Genomic DNA, 14,933 nt, shown 5'->3' on the forward strand with positions numbered 1-14,933 from the left:
CCATGAGCCGATCTGAGACCGTCTGGATCGTCGACGACGACCGCTCCATCCGCTGGGTGCTGGAAAAAGCCCTGCAACAGGAAGGCATGACCACCGTCAGCTTCGACAGCGCCGACAGCGTGATGAGCCGCCTCGGCCGCCAGCAGCCGGACGTGATCATCTCCGACATCCGCATGCCCGGCGCCAGCGGCCTGGACCTGCTGGCGCAGATCCGCGAGGCGCATCCGCGTCTGCCGGTGATCATCATGACCGCGCATTCGGACCTGGACAGCGCGGTGGCCTCCTACCAGGGCGGCGCCTTCGAGTACCTGCCCAAGCCGTTCGACGTCGACGAGGCCGTCTCCCTGGTCAAGCGCGCCAACCAGCACGCCCAGGAGCAACAGGGCCTGGAAGCGCCGGCCAACCAGGCGCGCACCCCGGAGATCATCGGCGAGGCGCCGGCGATGCAGGAGGTGTTCCGCGCCATCGGCCGCCTCTCCCACTCCAACATCACCGTGCTGATCAACGGCGAATCGGGCACCGGCAAGGAACTGGTCGCCCACGCCCTGCACCGCCACAGCCCGCGCGCGGCGTCGCCGTTCATCGCGCTGAACATGGCGGCGATTCCGAAGGACCTGATGGAATCCGAGCTGTTCGGCCACGAGAAAGGTGCCTTCACCGGCGCGGCCAACCAGCGCCGCGGCCGTTTCGAGCAGGCCGACGGCGGCACCCTGTTCCTCGACGAGATCGGCGACATGCCGGCCGACACCCAGACTCGTCTGCTGCGCGTACTGGCGGACGGCGAGTTCTACCGCGTCGGCGGCCACACCCCGGTGAAGGTGGACGTGCGGATCATCGCCGCGACCCACCAGAACCTGGAAAACCTGGTGCGCGAGGGCAAGTTCCGCGAGGACCTGTTCCATCGCCTGAACGTCATCCGCATCCATATCCCGCGCCTGGCCGACCGCCGCGAGGACATTCCGGCACTGGCCCGGCACTTCCTCGCCCGCGCCGCGCAGGAGCTGGCGGTGGAGCCCAAGCTGCTCAAGCCGGAAACCGAGGAATACCTGCGCAACCTCGGCTGGCCGGGCAACGTGCGCCAGCTGGAGAACACCTGCCGCTGGATCACCGTCATGGCCTCCGGCCGCGAGGTACATACCGACGACCTGCCGCCGGAGCTGCTGACCCAGCCGCAGGACAACCTGCCGGCCGCCAACTGGGAACAGGCCCTGCGCCATTGGGCCGACCAGGCGCTGGGGCGTGGCCAATCGAACCTGCTGGATACCGCCGTGCCGGCTTTCGAGCGGATCATGATCGAGACCGCGCTCAAGCACACCGCCGGCCGCCGCCGCGACGCCGCCGTGCTGCTGGGTTGGGGCCGCAATACCCTGACGCGCAAGATCAAGGAGCTGGGGATGAAGATCGACGGCCCGGACGATGAGGGCGAGGACTGAGGTCCTGCGATTAAAAAGGGGCCGGAAGGCCCCTTTTTTCTTGCATCACCGTGAGCGCCGTGCCGGCTTTAGCCAATCGCGGACAGAGTCCGCTCCTACGCTCGAATCGGGTGTAGGAGCGGGCCATGCCCGCGATCAGCGTCAGCAAGGCGCGGTCACATCCCGGCAACATCTATCCCCAAAACCTGTGGATAACACTGTGCACGGAACGGGGAAGGAACGTGCTACAGCCCAGAGCACGCGCGGTCTGCGGGTTTGCGCGGTTTCTGTGCAGGAATTTCGCGCTTGCCCACAACCACTGTGCGCCTGCCTGTGGATAAGCCTTGGACAAGCCGCTGCGCTCCGCGCCCGACGCGGCTTTGCGCGGATCGATCAGAAAACGCTCAGTCCATGGCGAAGCCGTGCTGACGCCAGGCCTCGTAGACCGTCACCGCCACGGTGTTGGACAGGTTCAGGCTGCGGCAGCCGGGCCGCATCGGCAGGCGCACGCGCTGCCCCGGCGGCAGGGCATCGCGCACCTCTTCCGGCAGGCCACGGCTTTCCGGGCCGAACAGGAAGGCGTCGCCACGCTCGTAAGCCACTTCGTGGAACGGCTGCGAGCCCTTGGTGGTGAAGGCGAACAGACGCGGCTGGCCGAGTTGTTCCAGGCACTCCTCCAGGGTCGCGTAGCGGCGCACGCTGGCATACTCGTGGTAATCCAGCCCGGCGCGGCGCAAGCGCTTGTCGTCCAGCTCGAAGCCCAGCGGCTCGATCAGGTGCAGGCTGCAGCCCGCATTGGCGCACAGCCTGATAATGTTGCCGGTGTTTGGGGGGATTTCCGGTTGAAAAAGGATCACGTGGAACATGCAGCGCTCCGAGCCTGAGAACGGCGGGCATTCTACTCCCGCGCAGGCGCAAATGCGGCCCAGGCCGTTACTCAAGGTATGGGTTTCGCTGTGCGTGCTGGGGCTGCTGGTGGGCCTGATGCTCGGTCGCCTGGTGAATCCACCCCATGACGGACCCGCGCAAATCCTCGCCATAGAGGCGGCGGCGGACGGCCTGATGCTCACGCTGAATGCCCAGCCCGCCGTGCGTGCCGGTCATCTGGAGGGCGCCCTGGCCTTGCAGATCGACGCCAACGGCACGGCGCAGCAGGGCCAGCTGCGGATCGGCGATGCGCCGCTGCGCTGGAAACTGGAGCCGCAAGGCGGCGGTATGCTGCTGACGCTGCTGTCCACCCGCACGCTGCAAGGCGCCTGGGACAGCGCCGAGGTGGAGGGCCGGTGGCACCTGAACGTCAGGGTGCGGCCCGAATAAAAGCGGGGTTCTCCCGGCCTGCCTGGTCCGGGGCCCCGAAGCGGGTTGCAGGCCATCGAGGGAAGATGGCCGCTGGCATAAAAGGGGGGCTTACCCGGCCTGCCTGTACCAGGACCCCCAAACCGGTTGCGGCGGCCGCTGCTTCGAGCGGCGCACCCGCGAGGTGTAAAAGAGGGGTTACCCAGCCTGCCTGAACCGAGGCCCCTGAAATCGCTGTTGTCAGGGGTATTGCAGAGGGCGTGCCAAGATTGTCATCGGTTTCGGACAGAACCTCGCGTGACCTGCTGAAAGCCAGTAACGGCGGGGCTTTCAGCGGACTATCAGGCGCCGTGTGCACACGGTGGAGCGGCCAATATCGAGGCTGCAGACCACCACCCGCCTGCGCCCCTCTAGTGCGCACGCACCAAACTTGCCCGCCGTGCGGAGTAAACAGGCCATGCAGGGACTCCGTCCGCGATTGGTCCGCATCGCGCCGGATGCCATCGCGGACGGAGTCCGCTCCTACACCCAGGCTCGACCTCGGCAGCAAACGCCAGGCAAAGAAAAAGGCGCCCGAAGGCGCCTTTGTCATGCAGCAGTCAGGATCACTGAACCGCCGGGATCTCGCCGGAAGCCTGCATGCGGGCGATTTCCTGCGCGTACAGCGCATCGAAGTTCACCGGGGACAGCATCAGCGCCGGGAAGGAGCCGCGCACAACCAGGCTGTCCAGGGTTTCGCGGGCATACGGGAAGAGGATGTTCGGGCAGAAGGCGCCGAGGGTGTGGCTCATGCTGGAAGCGTCCAGGCCCTTGATCAGGAAGATGCCGGCCTGCTGAACTTCGGCGATGAAGGCGGTTTCTTCGCCGTTCTTCACGGTCACCGAAACGGTCAGCACCACTTCGTAGAAGTCGCCATCAAGCTGCTTCTGGCGGGTGTTGAGGTCCATGGAAATGCTCGGCTGCCACTCCTGGCGGAAGATTTCCGGCGCCTTGGGCGCTTCGAAGGAGAGGTCGCGGATGTAGATGCGCTGCAGCGAGAACTGCGGATTGTTGTCTTGCTGGCCTGCGCCGTTGGCTTGTTCAGTCATTTCGAGACCTTCTTGTGCATCGTTTCAGGATTGAGGATCACGCCGAGAGCAGCGTATCCAGCTTGCCCGCGCGTTCCAGCGCGTAGAGATCGTCGCAGCCGCCGACGTGGGTCGCGTCGATCCAGATCTGCGGCACCGAGGTGCGGCCCGCCTTGCTGGCCATCTCGGCGCGAACGCCCGGCTTGCCGTCCACGGAGATCTCCTCGTAGGCGACACCCTTGCGGTCCAGCAGGGCCTTGGCGCGGATGCAATAAGGGCACCATGCGCTGGTGTAGATCAAGATCGACGGCATCTCACTTCACCAGGGGCAGGTTGTCGCCACGCCAGGTGCCGATGCCACCGGACAGCTTGGCGGCAGTGAATCCGGCCTTCTGCAGCACGCTGCACCAGGTGCCCGCGTGCTGGCCCATGCTGTCGACCACGATGATGGTCTTGGCCTTGTGTTTGTCCAGCTCGGACAGGCGTGCGTTCAGTTTGTCCGCCGGAATGTTCAGCGCATCGACGATGTGGCCGGTGGAGAACTCCTTGGTCGGGCGGATATCGAGGACCACGGCCTGCTCGGCGTTGACCAGAGCGGTCAGCTCGCGGGTCGACAGGGCGCGGCCGCCCTTGCGCATTTCATGCAGGGCCAGCAGTACCAACAGCACGACCAGGGCGCCCACCAGCAGGTAGTGATGGGTAGCGAATTCGATCAGACGAGGGAGGAACGAGGGCATGGCGCAGGGCATCCAGACGTAAAAATGCCGGCCAGTATACACGCGCGTATCTGACGGCTGCACCCTGTGGATCATGGCGTCTGTCGGCACCAATCGGTAAAATGTGGGTCCTTTTCTGACCCCTATTCTCGGAAAGAGCCGTACCTATGACTGCAACGCCCAAACCGCTGGTCCTGATCATTCTGGACGGCTTCGGCCATAGCGATAGCCCGGAATACAACGCCATCTACGCCGCGAAAAAGCCCAACTGGGACCGCCTGCTGGCCAGCCAGCCGAACGGTCTGATCTCCGGCTCCGGCATGGACGTCGGCCTGCCCGACGGCCAGATGGGCAACTCCGAGGTTGGCCATATGAACCTGGGCGCCGGCCGCGTCGTGTACCAGGACTTCACCCGCGTCACCAAGGCCATCCGCGACGGCGAGTTCTTCCAGAACCCGGTGCTGACCGAGGCAGTCGACAAGGCCGCCGGCGCCGGCAAGGCCGTGCATATCCTCGGCCTGCTCTCCGACGGCGGCGTGCACAGCCACCAGGACCACCTGGTCGCCATGGCCGAACTGGCCGCCCAGCGCGGCGCCGAGAAAATCTACCTGCACGCCTTCCTCGACGGTCGCGACACGCCGCCCAAGAGCGCCGAGCCGTCGCTGAAGCTCCTCGACGATGCCTTCGCCCGCATCGGCAAGGGCCGCACCGCCAGCATCATTGGCCGCTACTTCGCCATGGACCGCGACAACCGCTGGGACCGTGTCGAAGCCGCCTACAACCTGATCACCGAAGGCGCCGCCGAATTCACCGCGGAAAACGCCGTGGGCGCGCTGAACGCCGCCTATGAGCGCGGTGAAAGCGACGAGTTCGTCAAGGCCACCCGCATCGGCGCGCAGGTGCGCGTAGAAGACGGCGACGCCGTGGTGTTCATGAACTTCCGCGCCGACCGCGCCCGCGAACTGTCGCGCGCCTTCGTCGAGCCGGGCTTCAAGGAATTCCCGCGCCAGCGCGAGCTGAAGCTGGCCAGCTACGTGATGCTGACCCAGTACGCGGCGAGCATCCCGGCGCCCAGCGCGTTCAAGCCCGAGTCCCTGGACAACGTCCTGGGCGAGTACCTGGCGAAGAACGGCAAGACCCAGCTGCGCATCGCCGAGACCGAGAAGTACGCCCACGTGACCTTCTTCTTCTCCGGCGGCCGCGAAGAGCCGTTCGAAGGCGAAGAACGCATCCTCATCCCCTCGCCCAAGGTCGCCACCTATGACCTGCAGCCGGAAATGAGCGCGCCGGAAGTCACCGACAGGATCGTCGATGCCATCGAGCACCAGCGCTACGACGTGATCATCGTCAACTACGCCAACGGCGACATGGTCGGCCACACCGGCGTGTTCGACGCCGCGGTGAAGGCCGTCGAGTGCCTGGATACCTGCGTCGGTCGGATCGTCGAGGCGCTGGACAAGGTCGGCGGCGAAGCCCTGATCACCGCCGACCACGGCAACGTCGAGCAGATGGAAGACGCCATGACCGGCCAGGCGCACACCGCGCACACCTGCGAGCCGGTGCCGTTCGTCTACGTCGGCAAGCGCAAGCTGAGCATCCGCGAGGGCGGCGTACTGGCCGACGTGGCGCCGACCCTGCTGACCCTGGTGGGTCTTGAGCAGCCCAAGGAGATGACCGGCAAGTCGATCGTCACCCTGCTTTAATGGGTGCCGATCGGGCGGGAACGTGAGCCAGCTCCCGCCGGTCAGAGCAAACGCCCCATGCCATGCGGCCTGGGGCGTTTTTTTTAGCGCCCGCCACGGGCATACTAGCCCGACCCAGAATTCAGGTTCCCGCCGCCCAATGCCTCGCGCCCTCCTCCCGCTGCTGCTGATCTGCCTCCTGAGCCCGCTTGCGGCCGGTGCCGACGAACGTGCCGACACCCAGCGCCAGCTGGAACAGACGCAGAAAGACATCGCCGAGCTGAAAAAGAACCTGAAGAACATCCAGGACGAAAAGTCCGGGGTGCAGAAGCAGCTCAAGTCCACCGAGACCCAGATGGGCGACCTGGAAAAGCAGATCCAGCAGATCCAGGACGAGATGAAGAAGAACGAGGAAGAGCTGCAGCGCCTCGATTCGGAGAAAAAAAAACTCCAGGGCGCGCGCCTTGAGCAGCAGCGCCTGATCGCCATCCAGGCACGCGCCGCCTACCAGAGTGGCCGCGAGGAATACCTCAAGCTGCTGCTGAACCAGGAACACCCCGAGAAGTTCAGCCGAACCCTCACCTACTACGAATACATCAACAAGGCCCGCCTGGATCAGCTCAGCGCGTTCAACGAGACGCTGAGCCAGCTCAACGCCGTCGAGCAGGACATCACTGCGCAGAAAAACCAGCAGATCGAGCAGCAGAGCGCGCTGGAATCACGCCGCCAGGAGCTGGCCGACGCCCGCAAGGCGCGCCAGGAGGCCCTGGCCAAGCTCGACAGCGACCTCAAGGACAGCAACAGCAAGCTCAAGAACCGCGAGCAGAGCCAGGAAGACCTGAACAAGGTCCTGAAGACCATCGAGGAAACCCTGGCCCGTCAGGCCCGCGAGGCCGAGGAAGCGCGCCAGCGCGCCCTGGCCGCCGAGCGTGAGCGCGCCAAGCGCGAACGCGAACTGGCCGAACGCGGTGAAAAGCCCGAGGCCCCGAGCAAACCCCGCGCCGACTACAGCGGCCCGCTGGTCTCCAGCGGCGCAGGCTTCGGCGGTGCCTTCGACGCCGCCAAGGGCCGGCTGCCCTGGCCGGTCAACGGCCGCGTGCTGGCGCGCTTCGGCAGCCCGCGCGGCGACGACCCCCGCGCCACCTGGGACGGCGTGCTGATCGGCGCCGCCGCCGGCAGCACGGTACGCGCCGTCCATGGCGGTCGCGTGGTGTTCGCCGACTGGCTGCGCGGCGCCGGCCTGCTGGTCATTCTCGACCACGGTGGTGGCTACCTCAGCCTTTATGGGCATAATCAAAGTCTTCTGAAGGACGCCGGCGACACCGTCAAAGCAGGCGACCCCATCGCGACCGTAGGTGCCAGCGGTGGGCAGAGCACCCCGGCGGTATACTTTGCCATTCGCCATCAGGGCCGCCCGGCGGACCCTTCTACCTGGTGTCGCACGCAGGGATAAGCGGCGAACACGCCTTAGGAGCCCCAAACATGTCGCAAGCGTTCCGTCTCACCACCCTGGCCCTGGCCCTGCTGCTCGGCGTCGGTGCGGCACAGGCCGCCGACGCTCCCGCAGCCGCCCCGGCGGCCAATGGCAAGGAGGCTCCGCTGCCGCTCGATGAGCTGCGCACCTTCGCCGAGGTCCTGGACCGGGTGAAAGCCGCCTATGTCGAGCCGGTGGACGACAAGACCCTGCTGGAAAACGCCATCAAGGGCATGCTCAGCAACCTCGACCCGCACTCCGCCTACCTCGGCCCGGAAGAGTTCGCCGAGCTGCAGGAGAGCACCAGCGGCGAGTTCGGCGGCCTGGGCATCGAGGTCGGCAGCGAAGACGGCTTCGTCAAGGTGATCTCGCCGATCGACGACACCCCGGCAGCCAAGGCCGGTATCCAGCCGGGCGACCTGATCGTCAAGATCGACGGCAAGCCGACCAAGGGCCAGTCGATGAACGAGGCGGTGGACAGCATGCGCGGCAAGGCCGGCTCGCCGATCACCCTGACCATCGTCCGCGGCGGCGGCAAGCCGTTCGACGTCGAGCTCAAGCGCGCCGTCATCAAGGTCAAGAGCGTGAAGAGCCAGATGCTCGAACCGGGCTACGGCTACCTGCGCATTACCCAGTTCCAGGTCAACACCGGCGAGGAAACCGTCAAGGCGCTGACCAGCCTGCGCAAGGAAAACAATGGCCGGCTCAAGGGCGTGGTCCTCGACCTGCGCAACAACCCCGGCGGCGTGCTGCAGTCGGCGGTGGAAGTGGCCGACGCCTTCCTCACCAAGGGGCTGATCGTCTACACCAAGGGCCGCATCCCGAACTCCGAGCTGCGCTTCTCGGCCGATCCATCCGATCCGTCCGATGGCGTACCGCTGGTGGTGCTGATCAACGGCGGCAGCGCCTCGGCGGCGGAAATCGTCGCCGGCGCCCTGCAGGACCAGAAGCGCGCGATCCTCATGGGCACCGACAGCTTCGGCAAGGGCTCGGTACAGACCGTGCTGCCGCTGAACAACGACCGCGCCCTGAAGCTCACCACTGCGCTGTACTACACCCCCAACGGCCGCTCGATCCAGGCCCAGGGCATCACCCCGGACATCGAGGTGGAGCGCGCCAAGGTGACCCGCGAGCAGAGCGAGTTCGATGGCTTCAAGGAAGCCGACCTGCAAGGACACCTGGCCAACGGCAACGGCGGCAAGGACCGTCCCACCGCCGCCGGCAAGCGCCCGGAAGACCGCCCGCAGGAAAGCGACTACCAGCTCGGCCAGGCCCTCAGCCTGCTGAAGGGACTCAGCGTCAGCCGCGGCAACAACTGACCCATGCGCTGGGCCCGGCTGCTGTTCGGCCTTGGCCTTGGCGCATGCCTGGGCCAACCGGCGGCGGCAGCGCCGCCGCCTCCGGTTGGCGCCAAACCGCTGGTCAGCATCGTCATCGACGACCTCGGGCAGAACCTGGCACGCGACCGCCAGGTACTCGAACTCTCCCCCGCCATCGCCCTGGCGATCATTCCCGACACGCCCCACGCCGCCGAACTGGCCCGCGAAGCGCACAAGCTAGGGCGCACGGTGATGCTGCACATGCCGATGGACCCGGCCGGCGGCGAGTTCGCCTGGCGCCCCGAGCTGAGCCAGGAGGAGCGCGCCCGCCGGCTCGACGCAGCGCTGGCACGGGTTCCCTACGCCCAGGGCCTGAACAACCATGAAGGCAGCCGCATGACTGCCGACCGCCCGGCCATGGCCTGGCTCGCCGCGGAACTGCAGCGCCGCCACCTGTTCCTGCTCGACAGCCGCACCAGCGCCGCCACGGTGGCCGCCGCCGAGGCCCAGAAGATCGGCCTGGCGAGCCTGTCGCGGGACGTGTTCCTGGATGACGATCCGAGCGAAGCGGCAGTGATGGAGCAGATGCAGCGCGGCCTCAAACTGGCGCGCAAGCAGGGCACGGTGGTGATGATAGGCCACCCGAAGCCGGCGACCCTGGCGGTGCTCAGGCGCGTATTGCCGACCCTGAAGGCCCAGGGCTTTGAACTGGTGAAGCCCACGCTGCTGATCGGCGAACGCGCCAACCGCGCCATGCAGGGGCATGGGCGGGATGGGGTTTACCGGTAAACGTTGGCGGGATTCGGTTCGCGAGCAAGCTCGCTCCTACGAAAAGCAGGCTCGCTGTTCTCTGTAGGAGCGAGCTTGCTCGCGAATATCCAGAATCCTGGCGGCGACGCCGGGCCTTCTTATAGATAGTTGTTGGTCGCCTGCTCGATGAAGCCATCCGCGCGCATCGAATCCAGCGCCTTCTGCAGACGCTGCACCACTTCATCCGGCGTGTCCTTGTTCAGCGCCAGGTAAAGCTGGTCCTCGTTGAAGCGCAGCACGGTCTGCAGGCCGGAAACGCCTTCCTGCTTGGCAATGTAGCGCCCAACCGGGTCGGTGGTGGCCCACAGGTCGATCTCGCCGGCGGTCAGCTTCTTCACGTTTTCCTGGTCGCGCAGCGCGTTGATCACCGGGATGCCCTGCTTCTCCAGGCCCTCGCTCACCGCATCGTTCTTGTAGGCGCCGATCTTGTACTTGGCGCCGGCTTCCTTGATGTCCTTCACCGTGATCTTGCTGCCGGCCGGCGCCAGCAGCACCCAGTTGGTCCTGGCGATGGGGCCGACCCACTTGAACAGCGGCACGCGATCCGGCGTGTAGGCGGTGGAGAACAGGCCGTAGTCGGGCTTGTCGAGGGTCAGCTTGTACAGCCGATCCCAGGGGAAGCGCAGGCTCAGGCTGTACTGGATGCCGGCACGCTTGAACATCTCGCGGACGATATCGGTGCTGATGCCGTCGATGCTGTCGTCACGGGCGAAGTTCTTGTCATCCACCGCCATGTTGAAGGGCGGGAAGTTCTCGGTGAGCAGCACCATCTTGTAATCGGCGGGCACCTCGGCGCGGGCCGCGGCGGCCCCCAACAGCAGGCCGAGGGTCAGGGTCTTGGACAGGATTTTCAGCATGGTCATACCGCTCGCAGGGTTATCGTTATTGGCTTGCGGCATCCCTGCAAAGGGACGGAATACTCAGCTCGTCTGCCTTCCATGGCATGGGCGGCGCCGGTGAGGGTGGCGCCGGATTGCTTTCGCGGGCCGTGAGGTTGGCCGGCCCACGGGCATTACAGGTAACTGTTGAGGACGTCGTCGACGAAACCTTCGGCGCGCATCTTGTCCAGCGCGGCTTGCAGCTTCTGCACCACCTCGTCCGGGGTTTCGCGGTTCAGCGCCAGGAACAGTTGGTCGCTGTTGAAGCGCAACACGGTCTTGAGGCCAGTGACGCCGACCTGCTTGGCCAGGTAGCGCCCCGCCGGGTCGCCGCTCGCCCACAGGTCGATCGCACCTTCCTGCAGCTTGCCGGCGTTCTCCTGGTCGCGCAGCGCCAGCACCGGCTCGAAGCCGTGCTTGGTCAGGTATTCGGCCATGGCGTCGCCCTTGTAGGCGCCGACGCGGTATTTCTTGGCGTCTTCCAGGTTGTTCAGGGGGATCGTGCTGTCGCCCTTGGCCAGCAGGACCCAGTCGTCCGGGCCGATCGGGCCGACCCACTTGAACTGGCTCTCGCGCTCGGGCAGGCGGGCGGTGACGAACACGCCGTAGCCGGGCTTCTCCAGCGCCAGCTTGTAGATGCGGTCCCAGGGGAAGCGCAGGGTCAGGCTGTACTGCACGCCAGCGCGCTTGAACATCTCCTTGACGATGTCGACGGCGATCCCGTCGATGTTGTCTTCCTGTGCGAAGTTCTTGCCGTTGATGGCCATGTTGTAGGGCGGGAAGTTCTCAGTCAGCAGCACCATGCTGTAGTTCGAGCTATCCGTTTCCGCCTTTGCGGCGCTGGCCAGCAACAGACCACAGCCAATCCATGCGAGCAGAATGCGCTTCAGCATCTGGGAATTCCTGAGAGTGACAATTCTGAGAAGGCGCTGAGCTTACTCGGAGAATTGACGCCAAGAAACCCTACAGCGATGGCAATCACACATCCAAACGCCATCACTGCGACCAGCGGTATCGGGCAATCGGGACTCTGGGGCGAAAGGGCCTGCGGCGACTGGGCGCAGGCCATCGAAGGCCGGGAGAACCCCGGCCTGGAGGAGGTCAGCGGACGACGATACCGCGACTGGCCAGGTAGGCCTTGGCTTCCGGCACGCTGTATTCGCCGAAGTGGAAGATGCTCGCCGCGAGAACCGCGTCGGCCTTGCCTTCGATGATGCCGTCGGCCAGGTGCTGCAGGTTGCCGACACCACCCGAAGCGATCACCGGAACGTTCACCGCCTCGCTGATGGCGCGGGTCACGCCCAGGTCATAGCCGCTCTTCACGCCGTCCTGGTCCATGCTGGTCAGCAGGATTTCACCGGCGCCCAGGCCTTCCATCTTCTTCGCCCACTCCACCGCGTCCAGCCCGGTGGGCTTGCGGCCGCCGTGGGTGAAGATCTCCCAGCGCGGCGCTTCGCCCGGTGCCGAGACCTTCTTGGCATCGATGGCGACTACGATGCACTGCGAGCCGAAGCGCGCGGCGGCTTCGCCGACGAACTCCGGGGTGAACACCGCGGCGGTGTTGATCGAGACCTTGTCCGCACCGGCATTGAGCAGGTTGCGGATGTCCTGCACGGTGCGCACACCACCGCCCACGGTCAGCGGGATGAACACCTGGCTGGCCATGCGCTCGACGGTATGCAGCGTGGTGTCGCGGCCATCGACGCTGGCGGTGATGTCGAGGAAGGTGATCTCGTCGGCGCCCTGCTCGTCGTAGCGGCGGGCAATTTCCACCGGGTCGCCGGCGTCGCGGATGTTCTCGAACTTGACGCCCTTCACCACGCGGCCGTTGTCCACGTCGAGGCAGGGAATGATGCGTTTAGCCAGTGCCATAGCAATGCTCTCGTAGGATGGGTGGAGCGCAGCGATACCCATGCTGCCGAACCACCCCAGGTCCTCATCGCCGGGTTACGCCGCATTGCGGCCCACCCAGCCTGCGTTCAGATCAGCCTTTGAAGCTGTCGCACAGCGCCTGTGCTTCGGCGACGTCCAGGGTGCCTTCGTAGATCGCGCGGCCGGTGATGGCGCCGACGATGCCCGGGGTGCGCGCGTCCAGCAGCTTCTGGATGTCGCCCAGGTTGTGGATGCCGCCCGAGGCGATCACCGGGATGCGCGTGGCGTTGGCCAGGGCGGCGGTGGCTTCGACGTTGCAGCCCTGCATCATGCCGTCCTTGGAGATGTCGGTGTAGACGATGGCGGAGACGCCGTCGGCCTCGAAGCGCTTGGCCAGGTCGATCACCTGCACTTCGCTCACCTCGGCCCAGCCGTCGGTGGCGACGAAGCCGTCTTTAGCATCGAGGCCAACGATGACCTTGCCAGGGAAGGCGCGGCAGGCTTCGCCGACGAACTCCGGCTGCTTGACCGCCTTGGTGCCGATGATCACGTAGCTGACGCCGGCGCGCACGTAGTGCTCGATGGTTTCCAGCGAGCGGATGCCGCCGCCGATCTGGATCGGCAGGTTCGGGTAGCGCTTGGCGATGGCGGTGACCACTTCACCGTTGACCGGCTTACCTTCGAAGGCGCCGTTCAGGTCCACCAGGTGCAGACGGCGGCAGCCGCCCTCCACCCACTTGGCGGCCATGGACACCGGGTCGTCGGAGAACACGGTGGCGTCTTCCATCAGGCCCTGGCGCAGGCGCACGCAGGCGCCGTCTTTCAGATCGATTGCGGGGATGATCAGCATGGGTTGAACCTGCTCGAATCCAAAGATGAATGGGGTCGGGTCAGCTCTTCTCGAGCGCCCACAAGTCGCTTTCGATGCTCTCGAACCGGTCTTTCAGGTGAGATTGCACGTCGAAGATCGCCTTGTTGTAGAACAGCGGGCCGAACTCGCGCAGGAAGAAGTCCAGCGCCTCTTCGGCCTCGAAGGAGCCGACGTCCAGCTCGAAGCGATCTTCGAGGAAGCGCTGGATGGCGCGCGCCGCACTCTGGCGCTGGGCGCCGTCGAGTTCGAGGATCGCCGGCTTGTCCTTCTGGCGGGCCATGGCTTACCAGCGCCCGTCCCAGGCGGCGAAGTTCTGCAGCAGCTGCAGGCCATGGGTATGGCTCTTCTCCGGGTGGAACTGCACGGCGAAGCGCGAACCGTCAGCCAGCGCGGCGGCGAAATCGACACCGTAATGGCCGCGACCGACCACCTGGCGCGGGTTACCCGCCTGGATGTAATAGCTGTGCACGAAATAGAAGCGCGCGTTGTCCGGGATGTCGTGCCACAGCGGGTGGTCGACGCTCTGCGCCACCTCGTTCCAGCCCATGTGCGGCACCTTCAGGTGTTCGCCGTCCTCGTGCAGGTCCTTGCCGAAGAAGCGCACCTTGCCGGGGAACAGGCCGATGCAGTCGACGCCGTCGTTCTCTTCGCTGTGGTCCAGCAGCGCCTGCATGCCGACGCAGATGCCGAGGAACGGACGGTCCTGGCTGACCTCGCGCACCAGGGCGTCGAAGCCCAGACGCCTGATCTCGGCCATGCAGTCGCGGATCGCGCCGACACCGGGGAACACCACGCGGTCGGCCTCGCGGATCACGTTGGCGTCGCTGGTCACCAGCACACGCCCGGCGCCCACGCGCTCCAGCGCCTTGGACACCGAGTGCAGGTTGCCCATGCCGTAGTCGATGACGGCTACCGTCTGCATCACAGGCACCCTTTGGTGGACGGCATCTGGCCGGCCATGCGCTCGTCCAGCTCGATGGCCATGCGCAGCGCGCGGCCGAAGGCCTTGAACACGGTCTCGATCTGGTGGTGGGTGTTGTGCCCGCGCAGGTTGTCGATGTGCAGGGTCACCTGGGCGTGGTTGACGAAGCCCTGGAAGAACTCCATGAACAGGTCGACGTCGAAACCGCCGACGCTGGCACGGGTGAACGGCACGTGCATCTGCAGGCCGGGGCGGCCGGAGAAGTCGATGACCACGCGCGACAGCGCCTCGTCCAGCGGCACGTAGGCATGGCCGTAGCGGCGGATGCCCTTCTTGTCGCCGATGGCCTTGGCGAAGGCCTGGCCGAGGGTGATGCCGATGTCTTCGACGGTATGGTGGTCGTCGATATGCAGGTCGCCCTTGCACTCGATGTCCAGGTCGATCAGGCCGTGGCGGGCGATCTGGTCCATCATGTGCTCGAGGAAGGGAACCCCGGTATCGAAGCGGGCCTTGCCCGTTCCATCCAGGTCGATGGAAACCTTGATCTGGGTTTCCAGGGTGTCGCGCGCGACGGATGCCTTGCGTTCGGCCATCACCAGCTCCACAGCTAACAC

Annotated in this window: 17 protein-coding genes; 6 read left to right on the forward strand and 11 right to left on the reverse strand. The window is 65.8% G+C overall.

Annotation, left to right across the window (positions count from 1 at the left end; genetic code table 11):
- Positions 1-2: 2 nt before the first annotated feature.
- A complete protein-coding gene (ntrC, locus tag J5M67_RS15770; RefSeq protein WP_207886284.1) occupies positions 3-1,433 on the forward strand; it encodes a two-component system response regulator NtrC in 1,431 nt (476 codons plus the stop codon).
- Between the two features lie 383 nt (positions 1,434-1,816).
- Here the strand turns inward: ntrC and trmL are convergent, their stop codons facing one another.
- Entirely contained in the window at positions 1,817-2,278 is a 462-nt protein-coding gene (gene trmL / locus J5M67_RS15775) for a tRNA (uridine(34)/cytosine(34)/5-carboxymethylaminomethyluridine(34)-2'-O)-methyltransferase TrmL (protein ID WP_207886285.1), read from the reverse strand.
- On the opposite strand from trmL, the gene J5M67_RS15780 reads away from it, so the two are divergent.
- Positions 2,277-2,729, forward strand: coding sequence for a hypothetical protein (locus J5M67_RS15780; RefSeq protein WP_207886286.1), 453 nt, complete (start codon positions 2,277-2,279; stop codon positions 2,727-2,729). The genes trmL and J5M67_RS15780 overlap by 2 nt on opposite strands.
- Before the next feature lie 584 nt (positions 2,730-3,313).
- Here the strand turns inward: J5M67_RS15780 and secB are convergent.
- From secB to J5M67_RS15795, 3 genes are read right to left on the reverse strand one after another with little or no spacing between them, the layout of a single operon-like run.
- Positions 3,314-3,796 carry a protein-export chaperone SecB gene (secB, locus tag J5M67_RS15785; RefSeq protein ID WP_207886287.1) on the reverse strand — a complete coding sequence of 161 codons (483 nt, stop codon included), beginning with the start codon at positions 3,794-3,796 and terminating at the stop codon, positions 3,314-3,316.
- Positions 3,797-3,833: 37 nt separating this feature from the next.
- Positions 3,834-4,088, reverse strand: a complete 255-nt coding sequence (gene grxC, locus J5M67_RS15790; RefSeq protein WP_207886288.1) for a glutaredoxin 3 — start codon at positions 4,086-4,088, stop codon at positions 3,834-3,836.
- Between the two features lies 1 nt (position 4,089).
- Positions 4,090-4,512 carry a rhodanese-like domain-containing protein gene (locus J5M67_RS15795; RefSeq protein WP_207886289.1) on the reverse strand — a complete coding sequence of 141 codons (423 nt, stop codon included), beginning with the start codon at positions 4,510-4,512 and terminating at the stop codon, positions 4,090-4,092.
- A gap of 146 nt (positions 4,513-4,658) precedes the next feature.
- Here J5M67_RS15795 and gpmI point away from each other — a divergent pair, with 146 nt between their 5' ends.
- From gpmI to J5M67_RS15815, 4 genes are all read left to right on the forward strand, one after another.
- On the forward strand, positions 4,659-6,194 hold the full coding sequence (gene gpmI, locus J5M67_RS15800) for a 2,3-bisphosphoglycerate-independent phosphoglycerate mutase (protein ID WP_207886290.1): 1,536 nt from the start codon (positions 4,659-4,661) through the stop codon (positions 6,192-6,194).
- A gap of 139 nt (positions 6,195-6,333) precedes the next feature.
- Entirely contained in the window at positions 6,334-7,626 is a 1,293-nt protein-coding gene (locus tag J5M67_RS15805; RefSeq protein ID WP_207886291.1) for a murein hydrolase activator EnvC, read from the forward strand.
- 29 nt (positions 7,627-7,655) lie between these two features.
- The gene (locus tag J5M67_RS15810) at positions 7,656-8,966 is read left to right on the forward strand and encodes a S41 family peptidase (RefSeq protein ID WP_207886292.1); all 1,311 of its coding nucleotides are present in this window, start codon (positions 7,656-7,658) and stop codon (positions 8,964-8,966) included.
- 3 nt (positions 8,967-8,969) lie between these two features.
- Entirely contained in the window at positions 8,970-9,755 is a 786-nt protein-coding gene (locus J5M67_RS15815; RefSeq protein WP_207886293.1) for a divergent polysaccharide deacetylase family protein, read from the forward strand.
- 119 nt (positions 9,756-9,874) lie between these two features.
- Here the strand turns inward: J5M67_RS15815 and J5M67_RS15820 are convergent, their stop codons facing one another.
- From J5M67_RS15820 to hisB, 7 genes are all read right to left on the reverse strand, one after another.
- A complete protein-coding gene (locus tag J5M67_RS15820) occupies positions 9,875-10,633 on the reverse strand; it encodes an ABC transporter substrate-binding protein (RefSeq protein WP_207886294.1) in 759 nt (252 codons plus the stop codon).
- Positions 10,634-10,788: 155 nt separating this feature from the next.
- Positions 10,789-11,547, reverse strand: coding sequence for an ABC transporter substrate-binding protein (locus J5M67_RS15825; RefSeq protein WP_207886295.1), 759 nt, complete (start codon positions 11,545-11,547; stop codon positions 10,789-10,791).
- A gap of 208 nt (positions 11,548-11,755) precedes the next feature.
- A complete protein-coding gene (hisF, locus tag J5M67_RS15830; RefSeq protein WP_207886296.1) occupies positions 11,756-12,526 on the reverse strand; it encodes an imidazole glycerol phosphate synthase subunit HisF in 771 nt (256 codons plus the stop codon).
- A gap of 112 nt (positions 12,527-12,638) precedes the next feature.
- Entirely contained in the window at positions 12,639-13,376 is a 738-nt protein-coding gene (gene hisA, locus J5M67_RS15835) for a 1-(5-phosphoribosyl)-5-[(5-phosphoribosylamino)methylideneamino]imidazole-4-carboxamide isomerase (protein WP_088420217.1), read from the reverse strand.
- A gap of 40 nt (positions 13,377-13,416) precedes the next feature.
- Complete coding sequence (locus tag J5M67_RS15840; protein ID WP_045215778.1) at positions 13,417-13,677, reverse strand: DUF2164 domain-containing protein; 261 nt, start codon at positions 13,675-13,677, stop codon at positions 13,417-13,419.
- A gap of 3 nt (positions 13,678-13,680) precedes the next feature.
- Entirely contained in the window at positions 13,681-14,319 is a 639-nt protein-coding gene (hisH, locus tag J5M67_RS15845) for an imidazole glycerol phosphate synthase subunit HisH (protein WP_207886297.1), read from the reverse strand.
- Complete coding sequence (hisB, locus tag J5M67_RS15850; protein ID WP_152226950.1) at positions 14,319-14,912, reverse strand: imidazoleglycerol-phosphate dehydratase HisB; 594 nt, start codon at positions 14,910-14,912, stop codon at positions 14,319-14,321. The genes hisH and hisB overlap by 1 nt, the downstream gene beginning before the upstream one ends.
- Between the last annotated feature and the right edge of the window lie 21 nt (positions 14,913-14,933).

Source organism: Pseudomonas sp. 30_B (genome assembly GCF_017491605.1).
Classification (GTDB): domain Bacteria; phylum Pseudomonadota; class Gammaproteobacteria; order Pseudomonadales; family Pseudomonadaceae; genus Pseudomonas.

What these genes read in the sequence shown, in the direction of transcription:
- J5M67_RS15820 (WP_207886294.1), bottom strand. Translation starts at nt 10,633, where the DNA reads ATGCTGAAAATCCTGTCCAAGACCCTGACCCTCGGCCTGCTGTTGGGG.
- hisB (WP_152226950.1), bottom strand. Translation starts at nt 14,912, where the DNA reads ATGGCCGAACGCAAGGCATCCGTCGCGCGCGACACCCTGGAAACCCAG.
- secB (WP_207886287.1), bottom strand. Translation starts at nt 3,796, where the DNA reads ATGACTGAACAAGCCAACGGCGCAGGCCAGCAAGACAACAATCCGCAG.
- trmL (WP_207886285.1), bottom strand. Translation starts at nt 2,278, where the DNA reads ATGTTCCACGTGATCCTTTTTCAACCGGAAATCCCCCCAAACACCGGC.
- gpmI (WP_207886290.1), top strand. Translation starts at nt 4,659, where the DNA reads ATGACTGCAACGCCCAAACCGCTGGTCCTGATCATTCTGGACGGCTTC.
- hisA (WP_088420217.1), bottom strand. Translation starts at nt 13,376, where the DNA reads ATGCTGATCATCCCCGCAATCGATCTGAAAGACGGCGCCTGCGTGCGC.
- hisH (WP_207886297.1), bottom strand. Translation starts at nt 14,319, where the DNA reads ATGCAGACGGTAGCCGTCATCGACTACGGCATGGGCAACCTGCACTCG.
- ntrC (WP_207886284.1), top strand. Translation starts at nt 3, where the DNA reads ATGAGCCGATCTGAGACCGTCTGGATCGTCGACGACGACCGCTCCATC.
- J5M67_RS15825 (WP_207886295.1), bottom strand. Translation starts at nt 11,547, where the DNA reads ATGCTGAAGCGCATTCTGCTCGCATGGATTGGCTGTGGTCTGTTGCTG.
- hisF (WP_207886296.1), bottom strand. Translation starts at nt 12,526, where the DNA reads ATGGCACTGGCTAAACGCATCATTCCCTGCCTCGACGTGGACAACGGC.
- J5M67_RS15805 (WP_207886291.1), top strand. Translation starts at nt 6,334, where the DNA reads ATGCCTCGCGCCCTCCTCCCGCTGCTGCTGATCTGCCTCCTGAGCCCG.
- J5M67_RS15810 (WP_207886292.1), top strand. Translation starts at nt 7,656, where the DNA reads ATGTCGCAAGCGTTCCGTCTCACCACCCTGGCCCTGGCCCTGCTGCTC.
- J5M67_RS15840 (WP_045215778.1), bottom strand. Translation starts at nt 13,677, where the DNA reads ATGGCCCGCCAGAAGGACAAGCCGGCGATCCTCGAACTCGACGGCGCC.
- J5M67_RS15795 (WP_207886289.1), bottom strand. Translation starts at nt 4,512, where the DNA reads ATGCCCTCGTTCCTCCCTCGTCTGATCGAATTCGCTACCCATCACTAC.
- grxC (WP_207886288.1), bottom strand. Translation starts at nt 4,088, where the DNA reads ATGCCGTCGATCTTGATCTACACCAGCGCATGGTGCCCTTATTGCATC.
- J5M67_RS15780 (WP_207886286.1), top strand. Translation starts at nt 2,277, where the DNA reads ATGCAGCGCTCCGAGCCTGAGAACGGCGGGCATTCTACTCCCGCGCAG.
- J5M67_RS15815 (WP_207886293.1), top strand. Translation starts at nt 8,970, where the DNA reads ATGCGCTGGGCCCGGCTGCTGTTCGGCCTTGGCCTTGGCGCATGCCTG.